The organism is Vreelandella boliviensis LC1 (assembly GCF_000236035.1).
GTDB lineage: Bacteria > Pseudomonadota > Gammaproteobacteria > Pseudomonadales > Halomonadaceae > Vreelandella > Vreelandella boliviensis.
In genome coordinates this window covers 244,932-268,452 of the sequence record NZ_JH393260.1, presented here as the reverse complement: position 1 = coordinate 268,452, position 23,521 = coordinate 244,932, and the positions used below count along the sequence as shown (strand labels likewise).

Here is a 23,521-nt window from a genome sequence, read left to right as displayed (position 1 = left end):
TCGATCACGCAGAGTCTCCTAACGGCACCATCGCCAAACACCCATCAGCCAATCGCTTCGTCGCGTCTAAATGGGCGGCCTGGCGTGCTTTAGACGCCATTAAAGCCAGGGTGGTTGGGACGAGCAATTGATTTAAATATTCACTTAACCGCTCAACGGTCAGCTCAGATTGAACAACGCACTGGGCAGCCCCCGCCCTGACTAGCACCTGGGCGTTGACGCGCTGATGGTCATCGACAGCAAAGGGAAACGGCACCAGCAGCGCTGGCTTAGCCGCAGCTGCCAACTCCGCGACTGTCAGCGCGCCGGAGCGGCACACCACTAAGTCGGCCCACTCGTAGGCGGCGGCCATATCGTCAATAAAGGGGCTAACCTCAGCGCTGACGCCGTGCTGCTGATAATTTTCAATAGTGGTCTCTTCACGAGACTTACCCGCCTGATGGCGCACCAGGGGTCGCCGCTCAATGGGCAGTGCAGCCAGTGCAGGGGCCAAGCGTTCGTTAAGCGCGACAGCGCCTAGCGAACCGCCCACCACCAACAAACGTAGAGGCCGGGAAGAGAGCGTTTCCTCATCTCGCGGCGAGCTCCCCAAGGCGGCGATATCATCACGCACTGGGTTGCCGATGACGTCGGCACGCGCCCCAAAGGCCTCTGGAAAAGCGGCATAGGTACGCTTGGCCAGTCGCGACAGCACTCGATTGGTCAGGCCTGCCACGGCGTTCTGCTCATGGATAACCAAAGGAATGCGCGTCAACCATGCAGCCAACCCGCCGGGGCCACTGGCAAAGCCACCCAAGCCGACCACAACTTGAGGATTGAAGTCGAGAATGACGGCACGCGCCTGCAAGATCGCACGACTAAGGTTCAGCGGCGCTTTGAGCCAGCCCGTTAAACCGTTGCCGCGCAGCCCGCTAACGGCAATCGTATGTAATCTAATCCCCGCCTCAGGCACCAGGCGATTTTCAATACCTCTAGGGCTGCCCAACCACTCAACGTCGACCTGTTCCGCCTGCAAAGCTTTGGCGAGTGACAATGCTGGAAATACATGGCCCCCAGTGCCACCCGCCATAATAAGTACTCGTCGGCTAACGTTAGTCGTCACATCAAACTCCTGATAACACCAAGCGGCATAGCGTTACGATAAACGCGGCTCATGTCGGGATTTATACGGGGTGGACGCGCGTCGAGGTCGATGACGTGTTTCGGCATCTGTGCGCAACAGCAGCCCGACCATAATGCCAGTGACTAGCAGGCTGGCGCCGCCATAGCTCATTAACGGCAGCGTTAGCCCTTTGGTCGGCAACAGTCCAGAACTTACCGCCATATTAATAAACGCCTGCGCAGCCACAACAAAGCCAATGCCGTAGCTTACATAAGCGCCAAACAGGTGCCCTGCCAGCTCCGCTTTACGCCCTACCCACATAGCACGCGCAATAAACAGAGTGAACAGCAGCACGACGATAATCGCGCCGATCATGCCCAGCTCTTCAGCGATCACCGCAAAGATAAAGTCAGTATGCGCCTCGGGCAGATAGTGTAATTTTTGCACACTGTTACCCAGGCCAGTACCCGTGACATGCCCCCGCCCGAAGGCTATTAACGCCTGGGTTAACTGGTAGCCGGTCGCGAATTGATCGGCCCAGGGGTCTAGAAAACTGGTCCAGCGCGCCAGCCGATAGGGCTCAATCACTACCATCATCACGGCCCCAGTACCCAGCAGCGCACCGCTTCCCCCCAACAGCACGAGCGAAGCACCGCTCATCATCAACATTCCAATGACACAAATAGTAAAGACCACCATACCGCCGAAATCAGGCGCTAGAAAAAGCAGCCCGGCAGGCACCGCCAGCACGGCCAATGGGCGCCACATGCTGAATGCTCGGCGACGCAAATCGTAGGTAAAACGCGACATAAATGCCGCCATGTAGAAAATCAGCCCGACTTTGGCAAATTCCGAGACCTGTAAACTCGGCAATGGCCCCGGCAGCGCTATCCAGCGCTTACTGCCATTGATCTCTTGGCCAACCATCAGCACTAAAACCAATAGAAAAATGGAAACGAGCAGTATCAGGGCTGCATTCTGGCGCCAAACTTCAAGCGGCACGCAGAGCATAAATATGCAGGCCATGATGGCTAGCACCAGGAATATGCCGTGCTGGCGCGAGTAGTGATAGGTATCTTCCAACAAACCAATCGACGCCGAACTGACCATCACCCAACCTAAACCCGCCAAGGCAACCGCCGCTATGATCAGCCAAATATCGCAGGGCAGATCGCGCGTGGTAAGCACCGTACGAAGACGCTGAAGTCGACTCATAGCGCCTCCCCGGCAGTAGGAGATGCTTTGCCCTGCACCCAACGGCGAAATACTTCGCCACGCTGTTGGTAGTTGGCAAACTGATCTAGGCTCGCGCATGCGGGCGAGAGCAGCACACAATCTCCTGGCTGTGCGAGTGCAAAAGCTGCCTGCATCGCCTGGGTTAAGCCCTCTACCTGCTGAATACTGACGTGTGCAATCAATGCGTCGGCTAGCCGCGGAGCATCCAACCCGAATAGCAGCACGTGTCGTGCGCACTTAGAAAGAGGCTCGGCCAAAGGGGAAAAATCGGCGCCCTTACCTACCCCACCCGCCAGTAGAATTAAACGTCCTTCCAGCGTTGCGGCAATACCATTGATGGCCGCTAAGGTAGCGCCGACGTTGGTACCCTTGGTGTCGTTGACCCAGGTGACGCCGTTAATTTGCGCAATGACTTCACTGCGGTGTTCCAAGCCTTTAAATTCGCGCAACACGCTGCACATGGGCGCAGCCAAAAAGCCCAACGCCTGCCCCATGGCCAGGGCGGCCAATGCATTCAGATAGTTGTGCTGACCGGTCATTTTTAACTCATCGATGGCCAACCAAGGGCTGGAGCCCTGCATTAACGTCAGCTTATCGTGGTGAAGCGCCAGCCCCCACTCGTCCTCCTTAGGGGCTGCTTGAGTAAAGTAAGCCACTTGCTCAACGGGATGTTCAGGCCACGTGAGGGGATCATCGGCATTCACCACGGCATTCTCAGCACCGATAAAAATACGCTGTTTTGCGGTGCGATAGCCGTGCATATCCCCATGACGATCGAGGTGGTCTTCGGATAAGTTCAGGAAGGCCGCACAGCTCGCACCGAGATAAGGAGTCGTCTCAAGCTGAAAACTTGAAAGCTCAAGAATGTAGAGCGCTGCGTCGGGATGGCTGGCCAACAGATCCAGCGCGGGGGTGCCTAGATTTCCGCCCACCGCCGCATCAATACCGGCGGCAGCGGCCATTTCTCCCAGCAGCGTAGTGACCGTTGATTTGGCATTAGAACCGGTAATAGCAGCAATAGGGGCATTAGCGGCACGCATGAACAGGGCAATTTCGCCCACTACCATCGGCTCGCCTGTACGAGGATTTAGCTGATCCGCCAGCTCTTTTAAGCCTGGCATTCTCGGATCAAGCCCGGGGCTAATCACCACCTCTTCAACATCACGCAGGTTCAGCGACGTTAACGAGCCGCAGTGAATCTCTATCCCCGGATGAGCGGCTTTAAAGTCATCCAAGCCTGGTGGTTCGGCACGCGTATCCGCCACCATGTAAGGCACATTTAAGCGGCTTAAATGGCGGCAGATCGCACGACCCGATAACCCTAACCCCACCACCAGCGTTAAACCTTTAGCAACTCGAACCATCACAGGCTCCCTCTCGCCTCATACCCATGACCAACAAGTGCACTCATGGCCACATGCATTAACGAATTTTGAGCGTCGCGAGGCCAAGCAGCACCAGCACCACGGTAATAATCCAAAAGCGCACGATTACCCGCGGCTCAGGCCAGCCTTTTAACTCATAATGATGATGCAAAGGCGCCATACGGAAGATGCGTCGCCCAGTGAGTTTATAGGAACCCACTTGAAGAATGACCGATATTGTCTCCATGACAAAAATACCGCCCATGATAAACAGCACGATTTCCTGACGCACGATCACTGCCACCACACCCAACGCAGCCCCTAGCGCTAAGGCGCCCACGTCGCCCATAAAAACCTGGGCGGGGTAGGTGTTAAACCATAAGAAGCCAAGCCCGGCACCAGCAATGGTGGCACAAAAAACCGCCAACTCGCCGGTACCGGCAATAAACGGAATATGCAGGTACTCGGCAAACACGGTATTGCCACTGGCATACGCAAACACCGACAAGCCCATGGCCACCAGTACTGTGGGCATAATCGCCAAGCCATCAAGACCATCGGTCAAATTAACCGCATTGGAACTGCCCACAATCACAAAGTAGGTAAGCACAATATAGAAAACACCCAGCGGCAGTGCGACCTCTTTGAACAGCGGTACTAACAAACTGGTTTCAACCGGCGTTGAAGCAGTTAAATAGAGCAACACGGCCGCGCCAAGGCCTACTACCGACTGCCAGAAATACTTCCAGCGAGCGGGTAAGCCGCGCGGATTTTTCTCCACTACTTTGCGGTAGTCATCGACCCAGCCGATGGCACCAAAGCCTATGGTTACACCCAGCACCACCCAGACATAAAGATTGGTTAAGTCACCCCAAAGCAAGGTACTAATGGCAATAGCCAATATAATCATCGCGCCCCCCATGGTCGGGGTGCCCGCCTTGGAAAGGTGGGACTGCGGGCCATCGTCACGCACGGATTGCCCGATTTGCCCTTCGACCAGACGCCGAATCATCCATGGACCCAGCCACAAGCAGAGCATTAACGACGTCAGAGCGCTTAAAATCACGCGCAGAGTTAAATAGTTGACTACCTGAAAAACAGATTGGTACTGCGACAGAAAATTCGCCAAGTGAAGTAACATGAACGGCGCTTACCTTAATTATCCGAACGCAGTGCATTGACGACATGTTCCATGCCCGCGCTGCGCGACCCTTTCACCAGCAAAGTGGTGTCCGGCGGCAAAGTATTAGTGACATGACGCGTTAGCGCCTCGTGATCGTTAAAATGCAGCCCACGACTAAAGGCCTCGCTGGCAGCGCGTGCGGCGTCGCCCAACGTCAACAGTTCATCAATGCCAAGCTCTGCAGCGTAGCGACCAATATCCGCGTGCAGCGCTGCCGACTCGTCTCCCAGCTCGCCCATGGCGCCTAACGCACACCAGCGTGGAGCCGGGAAACTCGCCAGAGTATCCAGGGCCGCTTTGACCGCCCCCGGGTTGGCATTGTAAGTGTCATCCAGCAGCTTAGCTCCTCGCAAACCGGGCACCACGGTTAGCCTACCCGCTAGCGCTTGCAACGATTCCAAGCGCGCAATGAGCTGCTCTGGCGACACACCTAGCGCTAATGCCGCAGCGGCGGCGGCTAAGGCATTACTGACATTATGCTTGCCGAGCAGCGGTAAACGCACTTGGCCCAGCGCTTGGCCATGCTGCAGTAGCGTGAAAGCATACCGCCCTTGAGGATCACAGGAAAGCGCTGAGGCGCTCACATCGGCCTGGGGATGAAAGCCAAAGCTGACAACTCGCCGCGGGGCCGCACGAGATGCCCAGAAGGAGTAGTAGTCATCATCGCGGTTCAATATAGCCGCACCCTGCTCACACAGTCCGGCTAGCAGTTCACTTTTCGCCTGGGCGATCTGCCCCATGCCGCCAAACTCGCCCACATGGGCACCAGTCACATTGGTAATAATCGCAATATCTGGCCGTGCCAGTGGCGCAGTCCACGCAATCTCACCCAAATGGTTAGCGCCTAGCTCTATCACGGCGGCTTTATGCTGCTGGCACAATCGCAATAAGGTCAGCGGCGCGCCGAAATCGTTGTTCAGATTCGCCTCGGTCGCTAACACCTCGCCTAAAGGCGTCAGCAGTGCAGCGCACATCTCCTTCACGGTAGTTTTACCGCTATTGCCGGTGACTGCCACCAAGGGGCCGTGCCATGCGCTTCGATGTGCACCAGCGAGTAGCCCTAGGGCCAAGCGCGTATCGGGGCACACCAGCTGGGGTAAGTCGCTGGCAACCGGGGCCTCTACCAGTGCCGCTACAGCGCCCAACTCTCGAGCGCGCTCGACAAACTCATGGCCGTCAAAATTAATCCCTTTTAAGGCAATAAACAGGCAACCAGGTTCAATCTTACGGCTATCGGTAACGACTGAAGTGACGGCTATTTGAGCATTGCCAGACGGCGTATCAATACACAGCGCTGCGGCCACTTGCTTAAGTGTCCAATGCATTATTGGGCTCTCCGCAGGGCAAATGCGCGCCGGATCTCATCACTATCGTCATAGGGGTGGCGCACCCCCTGGATTTCCTGATACGCCTCGTGGCCTTTACCGGCGATCAGTACTACATCCTGAGGGGCCGCTTGTTGGATAGCCGTTGCCACGGCCTCGCGGCGATCGGCGATTTCGATGGGACGCGCAGCAGCAGAGAAGCCGGTCAATATCTGCGCACGGATATGCGCGGCGGACTCGTGGCGCGGATTGTCGTCGGTGACCACAATGTGATCCGCCAGTTGCTCGGCGACCTTGGCCATTTCGGCTCGCTTGCCCGTATCGCGGTCACCGCCACAGCCAAACACGCACCATAACTTACCCACATCGCCCAAGTGTGCCCGTAGCGCTTGCAGAGCACTCTGTAGGGCATCCGGTGTGTGGGCGTAATCCACTATCACACTAGGAGCGTCAACATCACCATACAGCTCCATACGCCCCGGTACCGGCGTAAGTGACATCGCTGCATCGAACAGCGCATCGAGCGGTTCGCCCAACCCGTATAGCACTGCCATGGCGAGCAGAACATTATCTAAATTAAAGCGCCCGATTAAATTTAAGCGCAGCATTTTCTCACCGTTGGGCGTCGCAATCATCGCCTGCTGCCCCTGCTCAAACGCCTGCCAGTCCAGCACCCGCAGCGTAACGGCTTCATCTTGCCCGGTGGCCAGCACTCGGACGCGACTACTGCAGCCAGCCAGCATTAAGCGCGCCAAGGGGTCATCACCATTCACCACCGCTAAGGTAAGTTCAGAACGGCGAAACAGCTTGGCTTTTGAGGCGGCGTAGGCCGCCATGCTGCCGTGGTAATCCAAATGGTCGCGAGTCAGATTGGTAAAAACACCCACGCTGACGTTGACCGCTTCCAAACGGTACTGATCCAGGGCGTGGGAAGAGGCTTCCAGGGCGACACGTGTTACGCCCTGCTGTGCCAGCTCACCCAGTGTCGCCTGCAGCGCCAGGGGGCCAGGTGTAGTTAAGCCACTATCACTCAACTCGCCAGGGCGCCCCACACCTAAGGTGCCGACGAGGCCCGCGGGTGTTCCCAACGCTTCACTGAGGGCAGCAATATACTGAGTGACTGAGCTTTTACCGTTAGTACCGGTCACCGCAATCACTTCCAGCTCACGGGGCACCTTAAACAGTGCCCGCCCTAGCTCCCCTAAACGCGACGACAAATGCGGCAGCTTCAGCACACGCCCCTCAAGCTGTACATCGCTGTCCGCCCCTTGCGCTAAAACAAGCGCAGCGCCGACTTCAAGCGCTTGCTCGATAAAGTCGCGGCCGTCACGCTGACTGCCCGGCACGGCCACGAAAATGTCACCCTTCGTCAGCTTGCGGGAGTTCATTTCAATGCGCACCTGATCCGGCAGCTTGGGCAGGTCGGCGGGCAGGGGTGACTTGGGCCATACTTTCGCCAGCGCCGTCAATACATCGCCTGGACTCAGCGTCATGCAACCTCCTTAAAAAGCTACTCCGCCTCGTGATCCGGCGGAACATCCAACAAGCGTAAAGCATTCCCTGTCACACTGGAAAAAACCGGTGCAGCGACAGCGCCGCCGTAAAATTCGCCGGCTTTGGGGTGATCAATCATTACCACAGTGACAATACGCGGATCAGAGATGGGCGCAATCCCAGCAAAAACGCTGCGGTAAGCATCGGTGGTATAGCCTTGCTGACCTATTTTACGCACCGTGCCCGTTTTACCTCCCACGCGATAGCCTTCTACACGGGCCCGCCGTCCGCCGGTATAGGCGGCGACAGAGGTTTCGAGAATATTCAGCAGGTCATTGGCAACCGACGGCGATATAGCGGGGGTGCCCTGGGGCGGCTCAGAAAGACGCAGAAGAGAGGGTGGCAAACGCACGCCATCATTGGCTAATGCCGTGTAAGCACTGGCCAGTTGCACCGCTGAAACAGACAGGCCGTAACCATAGGAAAGTGTCGCCCGCTCGCTACGCGACCAGCGAACGGGCGCCGGCAGGCTACCCGTTGACTCACCAGGGAAACCGGTTCCGAGTGCTTGCCCCAGCCCCAACTGATGATATTTTTCCCAAATTTCCGTATCGCTTAGTTGCAGTGCTAGGCGGGACATACCCACATTCGACGATTTCTCCAAAATGCCGGGGAGATCCAGTTCGCCATAATTACGGAAATCGCGAATGGTGAACTGATCCAGCCGCATCCAACCCGGCGAGGTGTCAACGACAGCGTTACGATCCACCACGCCACTTTCCAACACGGCGGCCATGGCCAGCGGTTTCATAACCGAACCTGGTTCAAACACATCCACCAGCGCCTGGTTACGTAATCCGCGCGGATCAAGCCCCGCCCGATTATTAGGGTTATAGGAAGGTAAGTTAGCCATTGCTAACACTTCTCCCGTGCGCGCATCCATCATCACCAAAACACCGCCGTCAGCCTCATTCTCAACCACCGCAGCGCGCAACTCACGATAGGCCATATATTGAATACGCTGATCAATAGATAAAGTGAGCTCTCCCCCCGGCTGGGCTTCATTAATCACACCCAGCTCGCGCACTAGGCGTCCGCGGCGATCTTTAATAACCCGGCGCTGGCCTGGGTGGCCCGCTAAGTAAGGCTGGTAAGAGAGCTCTAACCCCTCCTGGCCGACATCATCAACATTGGTCACCCCCAGCAGTTGGGCGGCGACCTCACCGGCCGGATAGTAGCGTTTATATTCACGCTGCGGGTAAACGCCAGGCGTGCGCAGGTTAAGTATCTGCTGGGCCACCGCAGGGGTCAATTGGCGGCGCAAATACATAAACTCATGCTCGCTAAAGCGCGCCACCCGGGACTCAAAGTCGCTCAATGTCATACCCAGTGCCTGGGCTAACATAACGCGCTGAATAGCATCCTCGGGAAGTTCTTGTGGATTGGCCCAGATGGTCACCACTGGCGTGGAAATCGCCAACGGCTCGCCATTTCGGTCAGTAATCATGCCGCGGTGGGCAGGGATTGCTTCGTGGCGAAGAGTACGCGCGTCGCCTTGGCTTTGCAGAAAGGGGCGGTCAATTACCTGAAGCAAAGTAATGCGGCCAATCAAAATAGCCAATGCCAACCCAACCGCGAGCAGAATAAACAAAAACCGCCCGCCTCCGAGAGGGGGCGCAATCGGAGCTTGGCGAGAGGTACCGCCTCGACGCTCGATCCTCATGGCCGAATCACCTCAACATCATGGACATCGGGGATTCGCATACCCAGTCGGTCAGTAGCGATTTGTTCAATGCGGGCAGGCGTTGACCATGCGCCCTCCTCAAGCAATAGCTGCCCCCACTCCGTTTGCAGCTGGTTCTCTTCCTGCTCCAGCTGTTGCAACTGAGCAAATTGAACCCGCGTCTTATGGGTAGTGACGACCACGCCTAGCCCTGAAGCCATACAGAGTAGAAACAACAGTACAATAACTACCGGCCAGGTACGTAGACGCAGCCTGAAAGGCCACTCGGCGCGTAGCGTGGTTGCCCACTGCTCAATCCGATCCATGCTCATGATGACATTTACATCCGTTTGCGTGCAGCCCGCATGACGGCACTGCGTGCGCGAGGATTCGCATCAACCTCCTCCTCGCTTGGCCGCACGCCTTTGCCTAGCGCTTCAAGACGCCGATTCAATTGATCGTCGCGAATAGGCACACCACGTGGTAGGTCGGTATCGCCGCGGACATGGTGGCGAATAAAGCGCTTCACACGGCGATCTTCTAGCGAGTGAAAGCTGATAACGACTAAGTGACCACCAGGCGCCAGCGCCTCAAGCGCAGCATCTAAGGCACTATCTAACTGCTCCAGTTCGCCGTTGACGAAAATACGCAGTCCTTGAAATGCTTTGGTGGCGGGGTGGCGCCCTTTTTCCCAGGCGGGGTGGGCAACTTTTAACACTTCGGCTAAATCGACCGTATGGGTAAACGGCCGCTCAACCCGGCGCGTCACTACGGCTCGAGCGAGGCGCTTGGCATAGCGCTCTTCCCCATAGGTTTTAAACACGTAGGCAATATCTGCTTCATTGGCTCGGGCCAGGAAGTCAGCGACGCTCTGCCCTTGGGTAGGATCCATACGCATATCTAGGGGGCCGTCGCGCATAAAGCTGAAACCGCGCTCGGGGTCATCCAACTGAGGCGATGACACGCCAACATCGAGCAGCACCCCGGAAAGCTTACCGAACACGCCCTGTTCACGAGCAAACTCAGCTAGCCGGGCAAATTCGCGCTGGGTAATCAGGAAGCGTGGATCGGCTATTTCAGCGGCAGCGGCAATCGCCTGGGGGTCACGATCCATAGCCAGCAGCTGGCCTTGGGCGCCCAGGCGATCAAGGATAACCCGTGAGTGACCGCCTCTCCCGAAAGTACCGTCTAAATAGACGCCCTGCGCATTATGAACCAGGGCATCGACAGCACCCTCCAGTAATACGCTGGTATGGCGAAAGCGGGAAGCAACCTGTTCAGCGTCAGGAGAAGGCATGTTTTTCTCACACAAGATGTTAGAGACAGCGTAATAAAGAGCGTGCGGGCACGCTCTGGTACGTAAATGGGGGAGTCGGCCGATAAGCCGGGTTCTGTCGTGGACAGCCATTCCTCTAGGCGCTGCGTTACCACAGCGCTCAAGCAACCTACCCGGATCCAGCGCGGGCCACGCCATTGGATCCCTATTTGGTCTTGCTCCGAGTGGGGTTTACCATGCCACGCACTGTTACCAGGCGCGCGGTGCGCTCTTACCGCACCCTTTCACCCTTACCGGCCCCAGAGATTTACTTCAGGGGCTTAGGCGGTCTACTCTCTGCTGCACTTTCCGTCGGCTCGCGCCGCCCAGGCGTTACCTGGCACTCTGCCCTATGGAGCCCGGACTTTCCTCCCCCAACACCTTTTGAGGGGTATTAGCGGCGACTGTCTGGCCAACTCCGGCGGCAAGCATACCAGCGCCCTCGACTTGCCTCAATGCTCACCTTTAATTGCTTGCAAACGAGCGTACCAGACTTGCTTACGACCACCGAGCATTCGCGCGGCAATCGCAGCGCTCTGCTTCACACCAACGCCCTCTGCCAACAGTGCCTCCAACAAGGCATCTGCTGATATATCCTGATGCTCACTCTGTTCAACCGGAGGGGCGCCGGCGACAATCACCACGAATTCGCCGCGGGCTTGATTAGGGTCGGCGGCTAATTGCTCCAATAACGATGCAGGCGTACCGTGCAAAAAAGTTTCGAAGGTCTTGGTTAGCTCACGTGCCAGCACTACATCGCGCCCCTCCATTTGCTCCTGCAACGCCTCAAGGGTGTGCACGATACGGTGGGGGGATTCATAAAACACCAGCGTCTCTTCGCGAGTTTTCCAACCGTCTAACGCTTGGCGGCGCGCGCCAGGCTTGGCAGGCAGAAAACCAGCAAACACAAAACGGTCTGTCGGCAGGCCCGCCCCTGACAGTGCAGTAATCAGCGCACAGGGGCCCGGAATTGGCACAATATGGCGATTGCGCGCCCGCAACTCGCGCACCAGCACAAAGCCTGGATCGCTTATTAGCGGTGTTCCTGCGTCGCTGATTAAGGCAATATCTTCACCTGCGGCGAGATAACTATCCAAGGTATCCACACGGCGCGCTTCATTGTGCTCATGTAAAGAGAGCATGGGCTTATTCAGCCCCAAGTGTGTCAACAGGCGTCCACTATGGCGGGTATCTTCAGCCGCAATCCGCGTAACTTGCCCTAACACCCGAGCGGCACGCGCGGTTAAGTCGTCCAAATTCCCAATTGGCGTGGCAACCACGTACAATGTGCCCGGATTATGGTCTGTCATTGTTGACTCTCAATTCGTTGATGATTCTCGATTCATTGATGGCTTGCTCTGCCGGTGCGCTATGCTTGTGCAGTGGCCTCATCACTGGCAAACAGCGACAGCGCAAATGGAAACTTAAGGAAGGATACATGAAACAGTCATTACGTGGCTTATTCGCCGCCGCCCTCACAGCATTTCTCGTTGCGGGCTGTGCGATGCAGCCGCCTAGCGTGGTGGATCGCGTGCCTACAGGAGACGCTGGCCAGCTACTCAGTCAGGCGGAACAGCAAGCGCCAGAACAAGCCGCCAAAACACGCCTTGAAGCGGCCAACATTCTCGCTCGGCAAGGTGAGCGCGACAGAGCCTTTGAAACTGCCGACGCGATCGATGAAAGCCTGTTATCAGAACCTGACCGGGTGCGCTGGGCGCTGCTATTTTCCGAACTTGCACGCGCCTTGAATGAGCCGCGTGCCGTGCTACGCGCCACCCAGGTACTCGATGACGAACTGCCGATGCAGGCCAATCAGCAAGAGAGGCTCGCAGAGCGCCAGCGCTGGGCCCGTGAAGCGCTTGATCAGCCCAGCGGCGCAGTTAGTATTGCGCTGCCCGAGCTTGAGGGTCAGGAAATACGCCGTATCGTGGTTGCCTTGCCCGAATCAGGCCCGCTCAGTAGCGTCGCCAGTACCATCGCCACTGCCATGCGTCAGCACCATAGTGTCAAAGGTAGCAGTGTCGAGCTGAACTTCTTGGACGCCTCACGCTACTCGATGGATGAGCTTTATGACCGCGCGCAGCAGATGAATGCTCAGTTAATTATTGGCCCACTAGACAAGGAGCAAGTCACCCAGCTAGAACAGCGCAACAGCGTGCCGCTACCGACATTGGCGCTTAACTATGGCAGCGGCGACAGCAACCAAGCACAGCGCCTGTTCCAGTACGGCCTTTCAGCTGAAGACGAAGCTCGCCAGGCCGCCCGCCGCGCTTGGCAGGATGGTCATCGCCAAATGTCCATGATGGTGCCTGATAACGGCTGGGGCCGACGCGTAGGCGAGGCCTTTTGGAATGAGTGGCACAGTCAAGGCGGTGAAATCACTAACGCCGTGCGCTATAACCCCGAGAGCTCGGTTTCCAATGCCGTTCAAACTGCTCTCAATGTCAGCGGTGATCGCGCTCGCCTAAGCAATATCGACGCACTCTTCCTACTCGCCCTACCTGAGTATGCGCGCCAGGTGCCGCCAACCATGGATTATTACTACGCCCCTAATCTGCCGATCTATGCCACGTCTCACTTGCACGAAGGGCGTCTGCAGACTCGCCTTGATCAAGATTTAAACGATGTCATGTTTGTTGATATTCCCTGGCAGATTCCCGATGCCGCTGTCGGCGGCGAAGAAGCCCTACCCTTTGCAGCGACCTACCAGAGCTTACGCGACGAGTCTGACGCTTCCATGTTTCGCCTAATGGCAATGGGCGTGGATGCTTACGAACTGGCCATCCGCTTTTCCAATCTTGGCGAGCTTAACGGCCTGAATGGCAGCACCGGCACTCTCTACCTGAGTGGCGATGGACGCATTTACCGCGAGCTACCCTGGGCCAAATTCCAGAATGGTGTCCCATCACCAATTTTAATTCCTAACCTGGTCGACAGTGACGATTAACGCCCACACTGCCCGTGCCCGCGGCGCCGCCATTGAGCAAACTGCCGCTCAATGGCTGTGCCAACAGGGGCTCACCCTCGTCGCGCAGAATCATTACGTGAAAGGGGGTGAGCTTGACTTGGTAATGCGTGATGGCGATATTCTCGTCTTTATTGAGGTCAAACACCGTACAACGACGCGCTATGGGCACCCGCTGGAAACCGTCACTTACCAGAAACAGCAACGTTTGGTGCGTGCGGCGCGACTTTATATCGCTCGCAGCGGACTTTCATCACCTTGCCGCTTTGATATCCTGGCAATCACAGGCAAGCCACCCAACCTCGAATTTGACTGGGTAAAAGCTGCCTTTGATGCCTTTTGACGATTTTTAAAAGCTGTTTTTAAAGCTTAGAACTGCTTGTAACGAATCATCTTTAAAAGTCGCCTTTAAAAACACTCATTAACACGCTCATTTAACCAGGAAGCCCCTGATGGACTTTCAATCTCGGATACTCGGCCACTTCAACGCCAGCATCGACACCAAGACCTACGCCAGCGAAGTACTTCCGCCGTTTATTGAAGTGGCCAGCCAAATGATGGTGCAGTGCCTTGTTAGCGAAGGGAAGATTCTCGCCTGCGGCAATGGTGGCAGCGCCGGCGATAGCCAACATTTTTCCTCAGAACTGCTCAACCGCTTTGAACGTGAACGCCCTAGCCTGCCGGCACTGGCGCTGACTACCGACACCTCCACGCTTACCTCAATTGCTAACGACTATAGCTATAATGAGGTTTTCTCAAAGCAGATTCGCGCCTTAGGCCAGCCGGGTGATGTGCTGCTGGCTATATCCACCAGCGGTAACTCAGGCAATATTGTACAAGCCATTCAAGCAGCGCATGATCGTGACATGACCGTGGTCGCCCTCACTGGTCGTGACGGTGGCGATATGGCGTCGCTTTTAGGCCAGGATGACTGTGAAATTCGCGTACCTGCTACATCGACGGCCCGTATTCAGGAGGTTCATCTGCTGGTGATTCACTGTCTATGCGATCTTATCGATGAACAGCTGTTTGGCAGCGCTTAATAGACTTTACTATAGCGCTACCACGCGCAATTCTTTAAATCAATGCGTTAACCGCTAGCTTCAAGGAGTCATACCGATGACCCAACGTTTCTCCCCTCGCGGCCTCATGGCCGCTGCGCTTTGCGCGACAATCTTCATCACTGGCTGCGCCAATAATTCAGCCTCTAACCAGTCTAACTATGCCCAGCGTAGCGACGATGTTGAAGCCATTGATACCACCATTGAGCGCGAAGTAGATTCCGCACTGAAGCGTGCCGATGCACGACTGGGCGATGCTCGCATTCGCGCCCACAGCTATAACGGGGTTGTGCTACTGGTAGGTCAAGTGCCTAGCGAAGAGCTTCACGACATGGCGGGCGAAGTCACTGGCAACCTTCGCGGCGTTACTGAAGTCCATAACGAACTCACCATTGCCGCCCGCCTACCGGCCAGCCAGCGCCTGACCGACACTTGGCTAACCACCAATGTAATCAGCCATCTGGCCACCAATGACCGCATTGACTCTTCAAAGTTAAAAGTCACCACTGAAAATGCCAGCGTATATCTTATGGGCCGCGTTTCTCGCGAAGAGGCAGACCGCATCGTCAATGCAGCCTCCTCTGTAGCCGGCGTACAGCGGATCGTAAAGGTATTTGATTACCTCGACTAACCATCCCAGCGCCTTCTAGTAGCCACAAAAAAGCCTCGCTTATTAAGCGAGGCTTTTTTGTGGGCGCACCACGGGGAGCTATTTAACAACCCGCAGGGTTGGCTTTTTCTTCGCCTTGCTCTTCGCTTGAGCCTTTTTATCAGTATCTTCGCTTGAAGGGTTAGATGCTCCACTGTCACTCTTTTCAGGAACTGGCTCCGTGACCGACAGCTCAGGCTTGGTAGAGGGCTTCTCCTCGTCCTCAATATCGCCAAAGGATTCTGCTCCATCACCCAGCTCAGGTTCATGACCAAAGACCATTCCAGCACCGTTCTCCCGGGCATAAATAGCAATTAAGGCCGGGGTCGGAATCATCACCTGCATGGGCTGCCCGCCAAAGCGCGCGTTAAAGCCTATCGCCTGATTCTCCATAAAAAGATCACGCACGGCGGTCGGTGCCACGTTCAATACGATCTGACCGTTCTGAACAAACTGACGGGGCACCTCCACGCCAGGCAAGGTAGCGTCAACTACCAGGTAAGGTGTTAGCTCGTTATCCAACAACCACTCATAGAGCGCTCGGGCGAGATAGGGGCGACTCGATTTCATCTAGACTCCCTCCTCCTTACAAGAAAGACTCCCTGCCCTTATTGAGGACAAAGGAGCCAAATGAATTCAAGCGCGCATCTCTTTTTCACGCTCACTTAAAGATGCCTTAAACGCCTCACGCTCGAATACTCTTGACATGTAGGACAGCAGCGGCTTGACCTGCTTTTCAGGCAACTCGATATTTAGTTCAGGCAAACGCCACAGTACAGGCGCCAAGCAGCAATCCACCAGCGTAAACTCTTCGCTCATGAAATAAGGCATGTCCTCAAAAATCGGCGATATACCAATCAGGCTTTCACGCAGCTCTTTACGCGCCTTATCTGCTTCTTTCTTTCCACCGCTGCGGATTAGGTCGACCATTGGGCACCACTCACGCTCAATGCGATGCATCCATAGGCGGCTTTGCGCGCGCGCTACTGGATAAACAGGCAACAGCGGAGGATGCGGAAAACGCTCATCCAAGTACTCCATCATGACCTTGGATTCATACAGCACCAAGTCACGATCTAACAGCGTCGGCACGCTGTTGTACGGGTTGAGGTCTGCTAGCTCTTCCGGTGGTTTTTCGTCGAGCACATCGACGATATCGACGGCAACCCCCTTTTCGGCCAACACAATGCGCACACGATGACTGAAATGATCATCACTACCTGAGTAAAAGATCATCGACGACCGCTTGGCCACAACACCCATGAAAGCATCCTCACATCAAAACAATCTTGGATAATAACACGCCAGCGCTACCTCAGGGGAAGCTAGCCTGCTTTGCATTATTGCCATGCCGACAAGCAAAAGGCGCACGGCTTACGCCGTGCGCCCTACTGACCATCAGCTACTGCTAATTAGTGGATGTCTCGCCAGTACTCACGCTTGAGCAGGTAAGCAATCACACCAAAAATAAAAATAAAGATCAGTACTTTAGGCGCCAGCGCCTGGGCCTGAAGCTTGGAAGGCTCGCCTACATAAGCCAGGAAGTTAGTAAGATCATACATGGCTTCCTCAAACTCAGCAGGTTCGAGCTGACCCGGCTCGGTCACTTGCAGCACATCACAAGACTGGTACCTGCCCGATAGCGCATCCGGCTCTTGGCCTTTTACCGGATGGTCTGTTTCAGCACACACCAGCTCTTGTACGCCCTGCAGAGGCTCCAACACGTTAGGCATCGCTACCAAGTCAAAGACCGTGTTGTTAACACCCGTGGGACGACTAGGATCTTTATAGAAACCGAGCAGATAAGAGTAGATCCAATCGGTTCCCCGCACACGGGTTTTTAGCGACAGATCGGGCGGCGGCGCACCAAACCAACTTTCTGCATCACCACTGTTCATGGCGTTATGCATCTGATCGTTATAGGCCAACTCAGGTGAGAAAATCAGATTCTCTTCAACCAGATCCTGAGGCATTCCCAAGTCGTCAGCCGCACGGGCAAAGCGTTGATACTGAAGCGAGTGGCAACCCATGCAGTAGTTAACATAGAGCTTCATGCCATTTTGCAGCGAGGCTTGATCGTGCAGATCAGGATCCATCGAGTGAGGCACGCTTGCGCCTCCTGCAGCCATCGCGGTTACTGGCACTAAGGCGAAAAGGAGTCCAAATAGATACTTTTTCATTAGCCAGTCACCCTTTCCGGAACGGGTTTAGTCTTCTCCAGCTTGGTGTAGAACGGCATCAAGACAAAGAAGGCGAAATAAATCACGGTGCACGCCTGAGCTAGAAGCGTCCTACCCTCTGTCGATGGCAGCACACCCAACACACCCAGAATGACAAAGCTGATGGCAAACAGCAGCAGCATCACTTTAGACATCCAGCCTTTGTAACGCATAGAGCGCACCGGACTGCGATCCAACCAGGGCAGAACAAACAGTATGGCAATCGCCGCACCCATAAATATAACGCCCAGGAACTTAGCGTCTAAGCCAAATATCGAGAAGGTTATCGCCCGAAGAATGGCGTAAAAAGGCGTCATATACCAAACGGGCGCAATGTGATCAGGCGTTTGCAGGGGGTTCGCTTGATCAAAGTTTGGCTTTTCAATAAAGTAGCCACCGCCTTCTGGGAAGTAGAACACCACCACACAGAAAACAAACAGGAACACAGCCACACCAACAAGATCTTTCACCGTGTAGTAGGGGTGGAAAGGAATCCCGTCCAACGGTATCCCGGCCTCATCTTTTTTCTGCTTGATATCAATGCCGTCTGGGTTGTTAGAACCCACCTCATGTAGGGCAATGATGTGCAGCACAACGAGCGCAAGAATGACGATTGGCAATGCGACCACATGCAGCGCAAAGAAACGGTTAAGGGTAATACCTGAAATCAGGAAGTCACCACGCACCCACTGAGCCAGGTCGGGGCCGATAGCCGGAATAGCCGAAAATAGCGAGATAATAACCTGCGCGCCCCAGTAGGACATCTGCCCCCACGGCAGCAGGTAGCCCATAAAGGCTTCCGCCATTAGCACCAGATAAATAGTCATACCAAAGACCCACACCAACTCGCGGGGCGCTTTGTAAGAACCGTATAAAAGGCCACGGAACATATGCAGATAGACGACAAGGAAGAAAGCAGACGCACCGGTGGTGTGCATATAGCGAATCAACCAACCCCACTCCACATCGCGCATTATGTATTCGACGGAATCGAACGCACCTTCAGCAGAGGGGTTAAAGCTCATGGTCAGCCAAACCCCGGTCAGGATTTGATTAACCAGCGCGAGTAGCGCTAACGAGCCAAAGAAGTACCAAAAGTTGAAGTTTTTCGGCGCGTAATATTTGGAGAGATGCTCTTGCCACATTTGTGTAGCAGGAAAGCGGTCATCCACCCACCGCATGATGCCTTTTTCCGCCTTGGCTTTATTCGGATTACCCATTAGGCAGTCTCCTCATCTTCGCCGATGACAATAATGTCATCATTCTCAAAGCGGTAGGGCGGCACCTCAAGGTTAGTCGGGGCGGGTACATTACTGAATACGCGACCAGCCAAGTCAAAGCGCGAACCATGGCAAGGACAGAAGAAACCACCCGGCCAGTTATCAACCCCTACACCCTCTGCGTCGGGCTCTGGCCGGAAAAGCGGCGAACAGCCCAAATGCGTACAGATACCGATCAGCACCCCAATCTCAGGTTTGATAGAGCGCATATGCCCTTCAATATAAGCAGGCTGCTGCGGCACTGTTGATTCTGGATCAGCGAGCACACCCTCTCCAAGCGACCCAGTGCGCTCAATCATTTCAGGTGTGCGATGGATGATCCAAATCGGACGTCCCCGCCATTCAACGGTCATCCGCTGCCCAAGTTCAAGCTTGGATATATCTGCTTGAACGGGAGCACCCGCCGCTCTTGCCCTGGCACTAGGCTGCCAAGAAGCCACAAAGGGAACCGCAACCCCGACAGCACCAACCGCACCCACTACAGAGGTGGCGCCTACGAGGAAACGGCGTCGGCCTTTGTTTACGCCGTTATCTGCCATTTCAGGTTTCTCCCATCAGCTTACCCGTTCCGCCGCAAAGGCGTCTTGCGACGACGAATATTAATTACGCTCTATGGTAAAAAAACAAAGCGCTGTGCACAAGAACAAACGCTCGTGACCATAGTGGTACGAGCAATATAATTTTTTGATATTCCAATAAAAAACGCCCAGGTCGATGACCTGGGCGTTTTGCCGCATAGCGTATATATTAACGCTTAGAGAACTGCGGACGACGACGTGCTTTGCGCAGGCCGACTTTCTTACGCTCAACTTGACGTGCATCACGCGTTACGTAACCAGCGGCACGTAGCGAAGGACGTAGATCTTCGTTGTAGTTCATCAGGGCACGGGTAATACCGTGACGAATAGCGCCTGCTTGAGAAGAGCCACCGCCACCAGCGACAGTCACGAAGATGTCGAACTGGTTGAGGGTTTCAGTCAATTCAAGCGGCTGGCGAACAACCATACGACCAGTGACGCGACCAAAGTAGAGGTCGAGGTCTTGGTTATTGACCGTAATTTTGCCAGAGCCCGGCTTCATAAACACGCGAGCGGTGGAAGTCTTGCGGCGCCCGGTACCGTAATACTGCTGTGTCATGGCGAAGATTTCCTCAGAGGTTCAGTTCAAGCGGCTGTTGGGCAGCATGCGGATGCTCGGCGCCAGCGTACACTTTCAACTTAGTGTACATGGCACGGCCCAAAGGACCTTTCGGCAACATGCCTTTAACGGCAGACTCAATGATACGCTCGGGCGCATGATCAAGCATTTTGTCGAATGTCATAGAGCGCAGACCGCCCGGATAACCAGTGTGGCGGTAGTAGGTTTTAGCCTTCGCCTTATTACCGGTTACATGGACTTTCTCTGCATTGATCACGACGATATAGTCGCCAGTATCAACGTGAGGCGTAAATTCGGGCTTATGCTTGCCACGTAGGCGGCGAGCAATCTCGGTTGCCAGACGACCGAGCGTTTTGTCCGTAGCGTCGACTACATACCAGTCGCGCTGGACGGACTGCGGCTTAGCACTGAACGTCTTCATGGATGAAATCACCAGATTAAATGTATTGGGTGACTTACGCCGTTGCATGGCGAAGCACCATCCCTATTCTTTTTGGTTGCTGGTTTACGCCAGCAACATGCAGCGAGGCGGCATTCTACATTAAGGCCACTGACAAGTTAAGCCGTATCATAATTTTTTTACTTGCCTTGCACTGAGTAAGACTAGGGCTTGTGCGCCAACGCCAAGTACTCCTTAGACTGCATTTCTTGCAGGCGAGAGAGAGTTCGCTGGAACTCGAACGTCAGCTTGCCATCGCTATATAGCTCTTCAATCGGCGCTTCCGCCGACATTAGCAGCTTCACTCCGCGGTCATAAAACTCATCGACCATGTTAATAAAGCGCCGCGCTTGGTCATCCTGCTTGGCGTCCATACGCCTCACATTGGAAACCAAGACCGTATGAAACTCTCGAGCCAGCTCAATATAATCGTTTTGACTACGCGGCCCATCGCAGAGCTCAAGAAATTCAAACCAAGCGACGTCATCGTGCAATCGACGAGTTTTCAGTACGCGGTGATTCACCTCTAGCGACGCCTCTGACTCCCCTTCATGCCCGGCGATTTCCCTAAAGCTGCGCGCAAGCTCACGCTCAGCGGCCGCATCCAGCGGTGAGTAAAAGATGGCGGCTCGCTCCAGGGCGCGCAGTCGATAGTCAACCCCAGAGTCGACATTAACCACTTCACAGTGGCGGTTCACAAGCTCGATAGCTGGCAAAAAGCGCGCCCGCTGTAGGCCGTCTTTGTATAAATCATCAGGCACAATGTTTGAGGTTGCCACCAGCACGACCCCACGCTCGAACAGCGCTTCCAGCAAATTGGCGAGAATCATTGCATCGGTAATATCTTTGACAAAAAACTCATCAAAGCAAATAACCCGCGCCTCAGTGGCAAATTTACCAGCGATTAGCGTGAGCGGATTCTTTTCACCCCTGTAGTGGGTTAGCTCGTTATGAACCCGTTGCATAAAGCGATGAAAATGGGTCCGCATTTTGTCGGAAAAGGGCAAGGCTTCATAAAAGGTATCGACCAAGTAGGTCTTACCACGCCCTACCCCACCCCAAAAATAGAGCCCCTTAACGCGAGGCAAAACAGGCTCGTCAGGCGATGAGGCTTTCTTGCCCATGAAGCCAGCCATCTTAGCTTTTAGGCCTTTATTAGCGACCAGGGCTTTCGGGACGGTTGTGGGCGCGGCGACAAGCTCATCGTAAAGCCGCTGCAGATGCTTTACCGCCAACTCCTGGGCTGCATCGTATTGAAAATCATCGCGCTCCAAGTCTGCCCGATAGCGCTCTATAGGCGATGTAGGGCGCATTTTTGCCGTTGCCCTACCCGCAGATGTTGATGACATGCACTCGCCTCCTACAGCATGTAAGGCAGCAGCCAGTACAACCACTGACAACCTTAAGAAGACTGTGATTATACCTGCAGAGACATCTAAGCGCATGAGCGGATTGACCCAAACGGCTGACTGGCGCCTATAATGGCAACCTATTCGATTCCTAAGCTGCTAGCAAATGCAGCCTAACTATTATATTTAAGGCGCCAGGGAGAACACTGTGGACGCGAGCTCACCATTAACTTATGCCGTAATCGGTTTTATCGTCGGCCTGATCGTTGGAGTGGTCGCTTTTCGCCTCTTCAGCAAAAGCCAGCGCGAGGCTGCTTCCATGCACCAAAAGCTACTCGAACGCGAGCACCAGATTGCCGAGATGAAGAGCAGCGTAGGCAGCCATTTAACAGCTATTTATCGACGCCTTAGCAATATTCGCGATGAAGCTAACCAGCTAGAACTTCAGCTCAAAGAGGACGCCGAGGAGTGGAATATTCGCGACGCTGCCATTCAGACTAGCCTTGACCTCTCGGGCATCGACTCAACACAAGAGCAGCAGATAACAGCGGACGCCACCCCTCCTGCTACACCCCGCGACTACGCGGATGGGAAAGGCGGCACGCTGTCTGAAGACTTTGGTTTGAAGGGCAATGAGGCGGCGACACCCCAGCCCCCGCGCTACTAATTATGATTAATCAGCCCCGGCACTTGTTTCGATTACCCGGGGCGCTTAATGCGTTATGCAGGATTATCAATATCCACAAAGCGGTGCTCAACGTCGTACTCATCGCTTAGCCACTCGCCCAGCGCCTGAATCCCATAGCGCTCGGTGGCATGATGCCCGGCGGCGATATAGTGGATACCCATTTCCCTCGCCAAGTGAGTGGTTCGCTCGGATATCTCACCCGATACGAATGCTTGCGCGCCAGCTTCAAAGGCGGCGGTGATCATGTCCTGTGCACCACCGGTGCACCAGGCAATGCGCTCAATATCACCCACCTGTGGGGCTTCAATGACCAAAGGCTCACGCTGCAAGGTTTGCGCTATTTGCGCTGCCAGCTCGCGGATCGAATGTGGCTGCAATAAACGCCCTGACCACAAAAGCCCTTCCCCCAGCTCGCCATCAATACACCCCTCTACTTTCCAGCCAAGGCGTCGGGCCAATTCCGCGTTATTTCCCATCTCTGCATGAGCATCCAGAGGCAGGTGATACGCGAGCAGGTTAATATCATGATCCAGCAGCGTTTTAATCCGTCTCTGCTTCATGCCAGTAATCGCCACGGACTCGTTTTTCCAAAAGTAGCCGTGATGCACCAGCACCATATCCGCCTGCCAGGCGACCGCATCGTCCAGTAGCGCCTGACAGGCAGTAACACCCGTCATGATGCGCTTAACTTGCTCGCTGCCCGCCACCTGTAAACCGTTAATCGTAAAATCTTTAAATTCTGCTGCACGTAACTGATGGTCACAGGCCGCCACTAATTGGTCACGATGAATCATATTGAGTCCTTTATTGATTTAACTGCACCCGTGAGGAAGTTGCTAGGGCCTGTTGACGTTTCATCGCGAACCGCGTTGCCCCACAAAGCGCGCCAGACAAGGCGCAAAACGCAGGGAAGGGTGGTTCCCTTTTCAAGTTTTGCAACGCCGTATGGCGCGCTTTGTGGCGCAACCCGC

25 protein-coding genes and 1 other RNA gene are annotated in these 23,521 nt (G+C 55.0%); 5 read left to right on the top strand and 21 right to left on the bottom strand.

Annotation, left to right across the window (positions count from 1 at the left end; translation table 11 throughout):
* Positions 1–4 precede the first annotated feature (4 nt).
* From murG to rsmI, 11 genes are all read right to left on the bottom strand, one after another.
* On the bottom strand, positions 5–1,102 hold the full coding sequence (gene murG / locus KUC_RS18195; RefSeq protein ID WP_083825795.1) for an undecaprenyldiphospho-muramoylpentapeptide beta-N-acetylglucosaminyltransferase: 1,098 nt from the start codon (positions 1,100–1,102) through the stop codon (positions 5–7).
* A 33-nt stretch (positions 1,103–1,135) separates the two neighbouring features.
* The gene (gene ftsW, locus KUC_RS18190; protein ID WP_040481596.1) at positions 1,136–2,317 is read right to left on the bottom strand and encodes a putative lipid II flippase FtsW; all 1,182 of its coding nucleotides are present in this window, start codon (positions 2,315–2,317) and stop codon (positions 1,136–1,138) included.
* Positions 2,314–3,702, bottom strand: a complete 1,389-nt coding sequence (gene murD, locus KUC_RS18185) for a UDP-N-acetylmuramoyl-L-alanine--D-glutamate ligase (RefSeq protein ID WP_007114724.1) — start codon at positions 3,700–3,702, stop codon at positions 2,314–2,316. The genes ftsW and murD overlap by 4 nt, the downstream gene beginning before the upstream one ends.
* A 58-nt stretch (positions 3,703–3,760) precedes the next feature.
* Positions 3,761–4,843, bottom strand: coding sequence for a phospho-N-acetylmuramoyl-pentapeptide-transferase (gene mraY / locus KUC_RS18180; protein ID WP_007114723.1), 1,083 nt, complete (start codon positions 4,841–4,843; stop codon positions 3,761–3,763).
* 14 nt (positions 4,844–4,857) lie between these two features.
* Positions 4,858–6,210: a UDP-N-acetylmuramoyl-tripeptide--D-alanyl-D-alanine ligase gene (locus KUC_RS18175; protein WP_007114722.1), complete on the bottom strand. Its 1,353-nt coding sequence runs from the start codon at positions 6,208–6,210 to the stop codon at positions 4,858–4,860.
* Positions 6,210–7,703, bottom strand: coding sequence for a UDP-N-acetylmuramoyl-L-alanyl-D-glutamate--2,6-diaminopimelate ligase (locus KUC_RS18170; protein WP_007114721.1), 1,494 nt, complete (start codon positions 7,701–7,703; stop codon positions 6,210–6,212). The genes KUC_RS18175 and KUC_RS18170 overlap by 1 nt, the downstream gene beginning before the upstream one ends.
* 17 nt (positions 7,704–7,720) lie before the next feature.
* Positions 7,721–9,427 (bottom strand): peptidoglycan D,D-transpeptidase FtsI family protein, encoded by a 1,707-nt coding sequence (locus KUC_RS18165; protein ID WP_040481594.1) that lies wholly within the window; start codon positions 9,425–9,427, stop codon positions 7,721–7,723.
* Positions 9,424–9,759 carry a cell division protein FtsL gene (ftsL, locus tag KUC_RS18160; protein WP_007114719.1) on the bottom strand — a complete coding sequence of 112 codons (336 nt, stop codon included), beginning with the start codon at positions 9,757–9,759 and terminating at the stop codon, positions 9,424–9,426. Before ftsL ends, KUC_RS18165 begins: the two co-directional genes overlap by 4 nt.
* An 8-nt stretch (positions 9,760–9,767) precedes the next feature.
* Positions 9,768–10,724: a 16S rRNA (cytosine(1402)-N(4))-methyltransferase RsmH gene (rsmH, locus tag KUC_RS18155; RefSeq protein ID WP_007114718.1), complete on the bottom strand. Its 957-nt coding sequence runs from the start codon at positions 10,722–10,724 to the stop codon at positions 9,768–9,770.
* 67 nt (positions 10,725–10,791) lie between these two features.
* Positions 10,792–11,162, bottom strand: an RNA gene (rnpB, locus tag KUC_RS19170) — RNase P RNA component class A.
* A 32-nt stretch (positions 11,163–11,194) separates the two neighbouring features.
* Positions 11,195–12,052: a 16S rRNA (cytidine(1402)-2'-O)-methyltransferase gene (gene rsmI, locus KUC_RS18150; protein ID WP_040481592.1), complete on the bottom strand. Its 858-nt coding sequence runs from the start codon at positions 12,050–12,052 to the stop codon at positions 11,195–11,197.
* Positions 12,053–12,180: 128 nt separating this feature from the next.
* On the opposite strand from rsmI, the gene KUC_RS18145 reads away from it, so the two are divergent.
* The 4 genes from KUC_RS18145 (at position 12,181) to KUC_RS18130 (ending at position 15,399) form a co-directional block, all read left to right on the top strand.
* Positions 12,181–13,689: a penicillin-binding protein activator gene (locus KUC_RS18145; RefSeq protein WP_040481590.1), complete on the top strand. Its 1,509-nt coding sequence runs from the start codon at positions 12,181–12,183 to the stop codon at positions 13,687–13,689.
* Positions 13,679–14,050 (top strand): YraN family protein, encoded by a 372-nt coding sequence (locus tag KUC_RS18140; protein ID WP_007114715.1) that lies wholly within the window; start codon positions 13,679–13,681, stop codon positions 14,048–14,050. The genes KUC_RS18145 and KUC_RS18140 overlap by 11 nt, the downstream gene beginning before the upstream one ends.
* Positions 14,051–14,159: 109 nt before the next feature.
* Positions 14,160–14,750, top strand: a complete 591-nt coding sequence (locus KUC_RS18135) for a phosphoheptose isomerase (RefSeq protein WP_007114714.1) — start codon at positions 14,160–14,162, stop codon at positions 14,748–14,750.
* A gap of 76 nt (positions 14,751–14,826) precedes the next feature.
* A complete protein-coding gene (locus KUC_RS18130; RefSeq protein WP_040481588.1) occupies positions 14,827–15,399 on the top strand; it encodes a BON domain-containing protein in 573 nt (190 codons plus the stop codon).
* A 78-nt stretch (positions 15,400–15,477) separates the two neighbouring features.
* Here the strand turns inward: KUC_RS18130 and KUC_RS18125 are convergent, their stop codons facing one another.
* From KUC_RS18125 to zapE, 8 genes are all read right to left on the bottom strand, one after another.
* Positions 15,478–15,987 (bottom strand): ClpXP protease specificity-enhancing factor, encoded by a 510-nt coding sequence (locus KUC_RS18125; protein WP_007114712.1) that lies wholly within the window; start codon positions 15,985–15,987, stop codon positions 15,478–15,480.
* A gap of 66 nt (positions 15,988–16,053) precedes the next feature.
* Positions 16,054–16,680: a stringent starvation protein SspA gene (gene sspA, locus KUC_RS18120; RefSeq protein WP_007114711.1), complete on the bottom strand. Its 627-nt coding sequence runs from the start codon at positions 16,678–16,680 to the stop codon at positions 16,054–16,056.
* Between the two features lie 149 nt (positions 16,681–16,829).
* Entirely contained in the window at positions 16,830–17,597 is a 768-nt protein-coding gene (locus KUC_RS18115) for a cytochrome c1 (RefSeq protein ID WP_040481586.1), read from the bottom strand.
* The gene (locus KUC_RS18110) at positions 17,597–18,856 is read right to left on the bottom strand and encodes a cytochrome b (protein ID WP_007114709.1); all 1,260 of its coding nucleotides are present in this window, start codon (positions 18,854–18,856) and stop codon (positions 17,597–17,599) included. Before KUC_RS18110 ends, KUC_RS18115 begins: the two co-directional genes overlap by 1 nt.
* Positions 18,856–19,455 (bottom strand): ubiquinol-cytochrome c reductase iron-sulfur subunit, encoded by a 600-nt coding sequence (gene petA, locus KUC_RS18105; RefSeq protein ID WP_040481585.1) that lies wholly within the window; start codon positions 19,453–19,455, stop codon positions 18,856–18,858. Before petA ends, KUC_RS18110 begins: the two co-directional genes overlap by 1 nt.
* A 208-nt stretch (positions 19,456–19,663) precedes the next feature.
* Positions 19,664–20,053 (bottom strand): 30S ribosomal protein S9, encoded by a 390-nt coding sequence (gene rpsI, locus KUC_RS18100; RefSeq protein ID WP_022523918.1) that lies wholly within the window; start codon positions 20,051–20,053, stop codon positions 19,664–19,666.
* A gap of 13 nt (positions 20,054–20,066) precedes the next feature.
* The gene (gene rplM / locus KUC_RS18095) at positions 20,067–20,495 is read right to left on the bottom strand and encodes a 50S ribosomal protein L13 (protein WP_007114705.1); all 429 of its coding nucleotides are present in this window, start codon (positions 20,493–20,495) and stop codon (positions 20,067–20,069) included.
* 182 nt (positions 20,496–20,677) lie between these two features.
* Positions 20,678–21,862, bottom strand: a complete 1,185-nt coding sequence (gene zapE, locus KUC_RS18090) for a cell division protein ZapE (RefSeq protein ID WP_040481579.1) — start codon at positions 21,860–21,862, stop codon at positions 20,678–20,680.
* Positions 21,863–22,070: 208 nt separating this feature from the next.
* Between zapE and KUC_RS18085 the strand changes: the two genes are divergently transcribed.
* Positions 22,071–22,529, top strand: coding sequence for a ZapG family protein (locus KUC_RS18085; RefSeq protein WP_007114702.1), 459 nt, complete (start codon positions 22,071–22,073; stop codon positions 22,527–22,529).
* 53 nt (positions 22,530–22,582) lie between these two features.
* On the opposite strand, the gene KUC_RS18080 is transcribed toward KUC_RS18085, so the two are convergent.
* Both KUC_RS18080 and KUC_RS19830 read right to left on the bottom strand, forming a co-directional pair.
* A complete protein-coding gene (locus tag KUC_RS18080) occupies positions 22,583–23,344 on the bottom strand; it encodes a Nif3-like dinuclear metal center hexameric protein (RefSeq protein ID WP_007114701.1) in 762 nt (253 codons plus the stop codon).
* A partial coding sequence (locus KUC_RS19830) for a hypothetical protein (RefSeq protein ID WP_208854504.1) occupies positions 23,341–23,521 on the bottom strand: 181 nt, incomplete at its 5' end. The genes KUC_RS19830 and KUC_RS18080, both read right to left, overlap by 4 nt.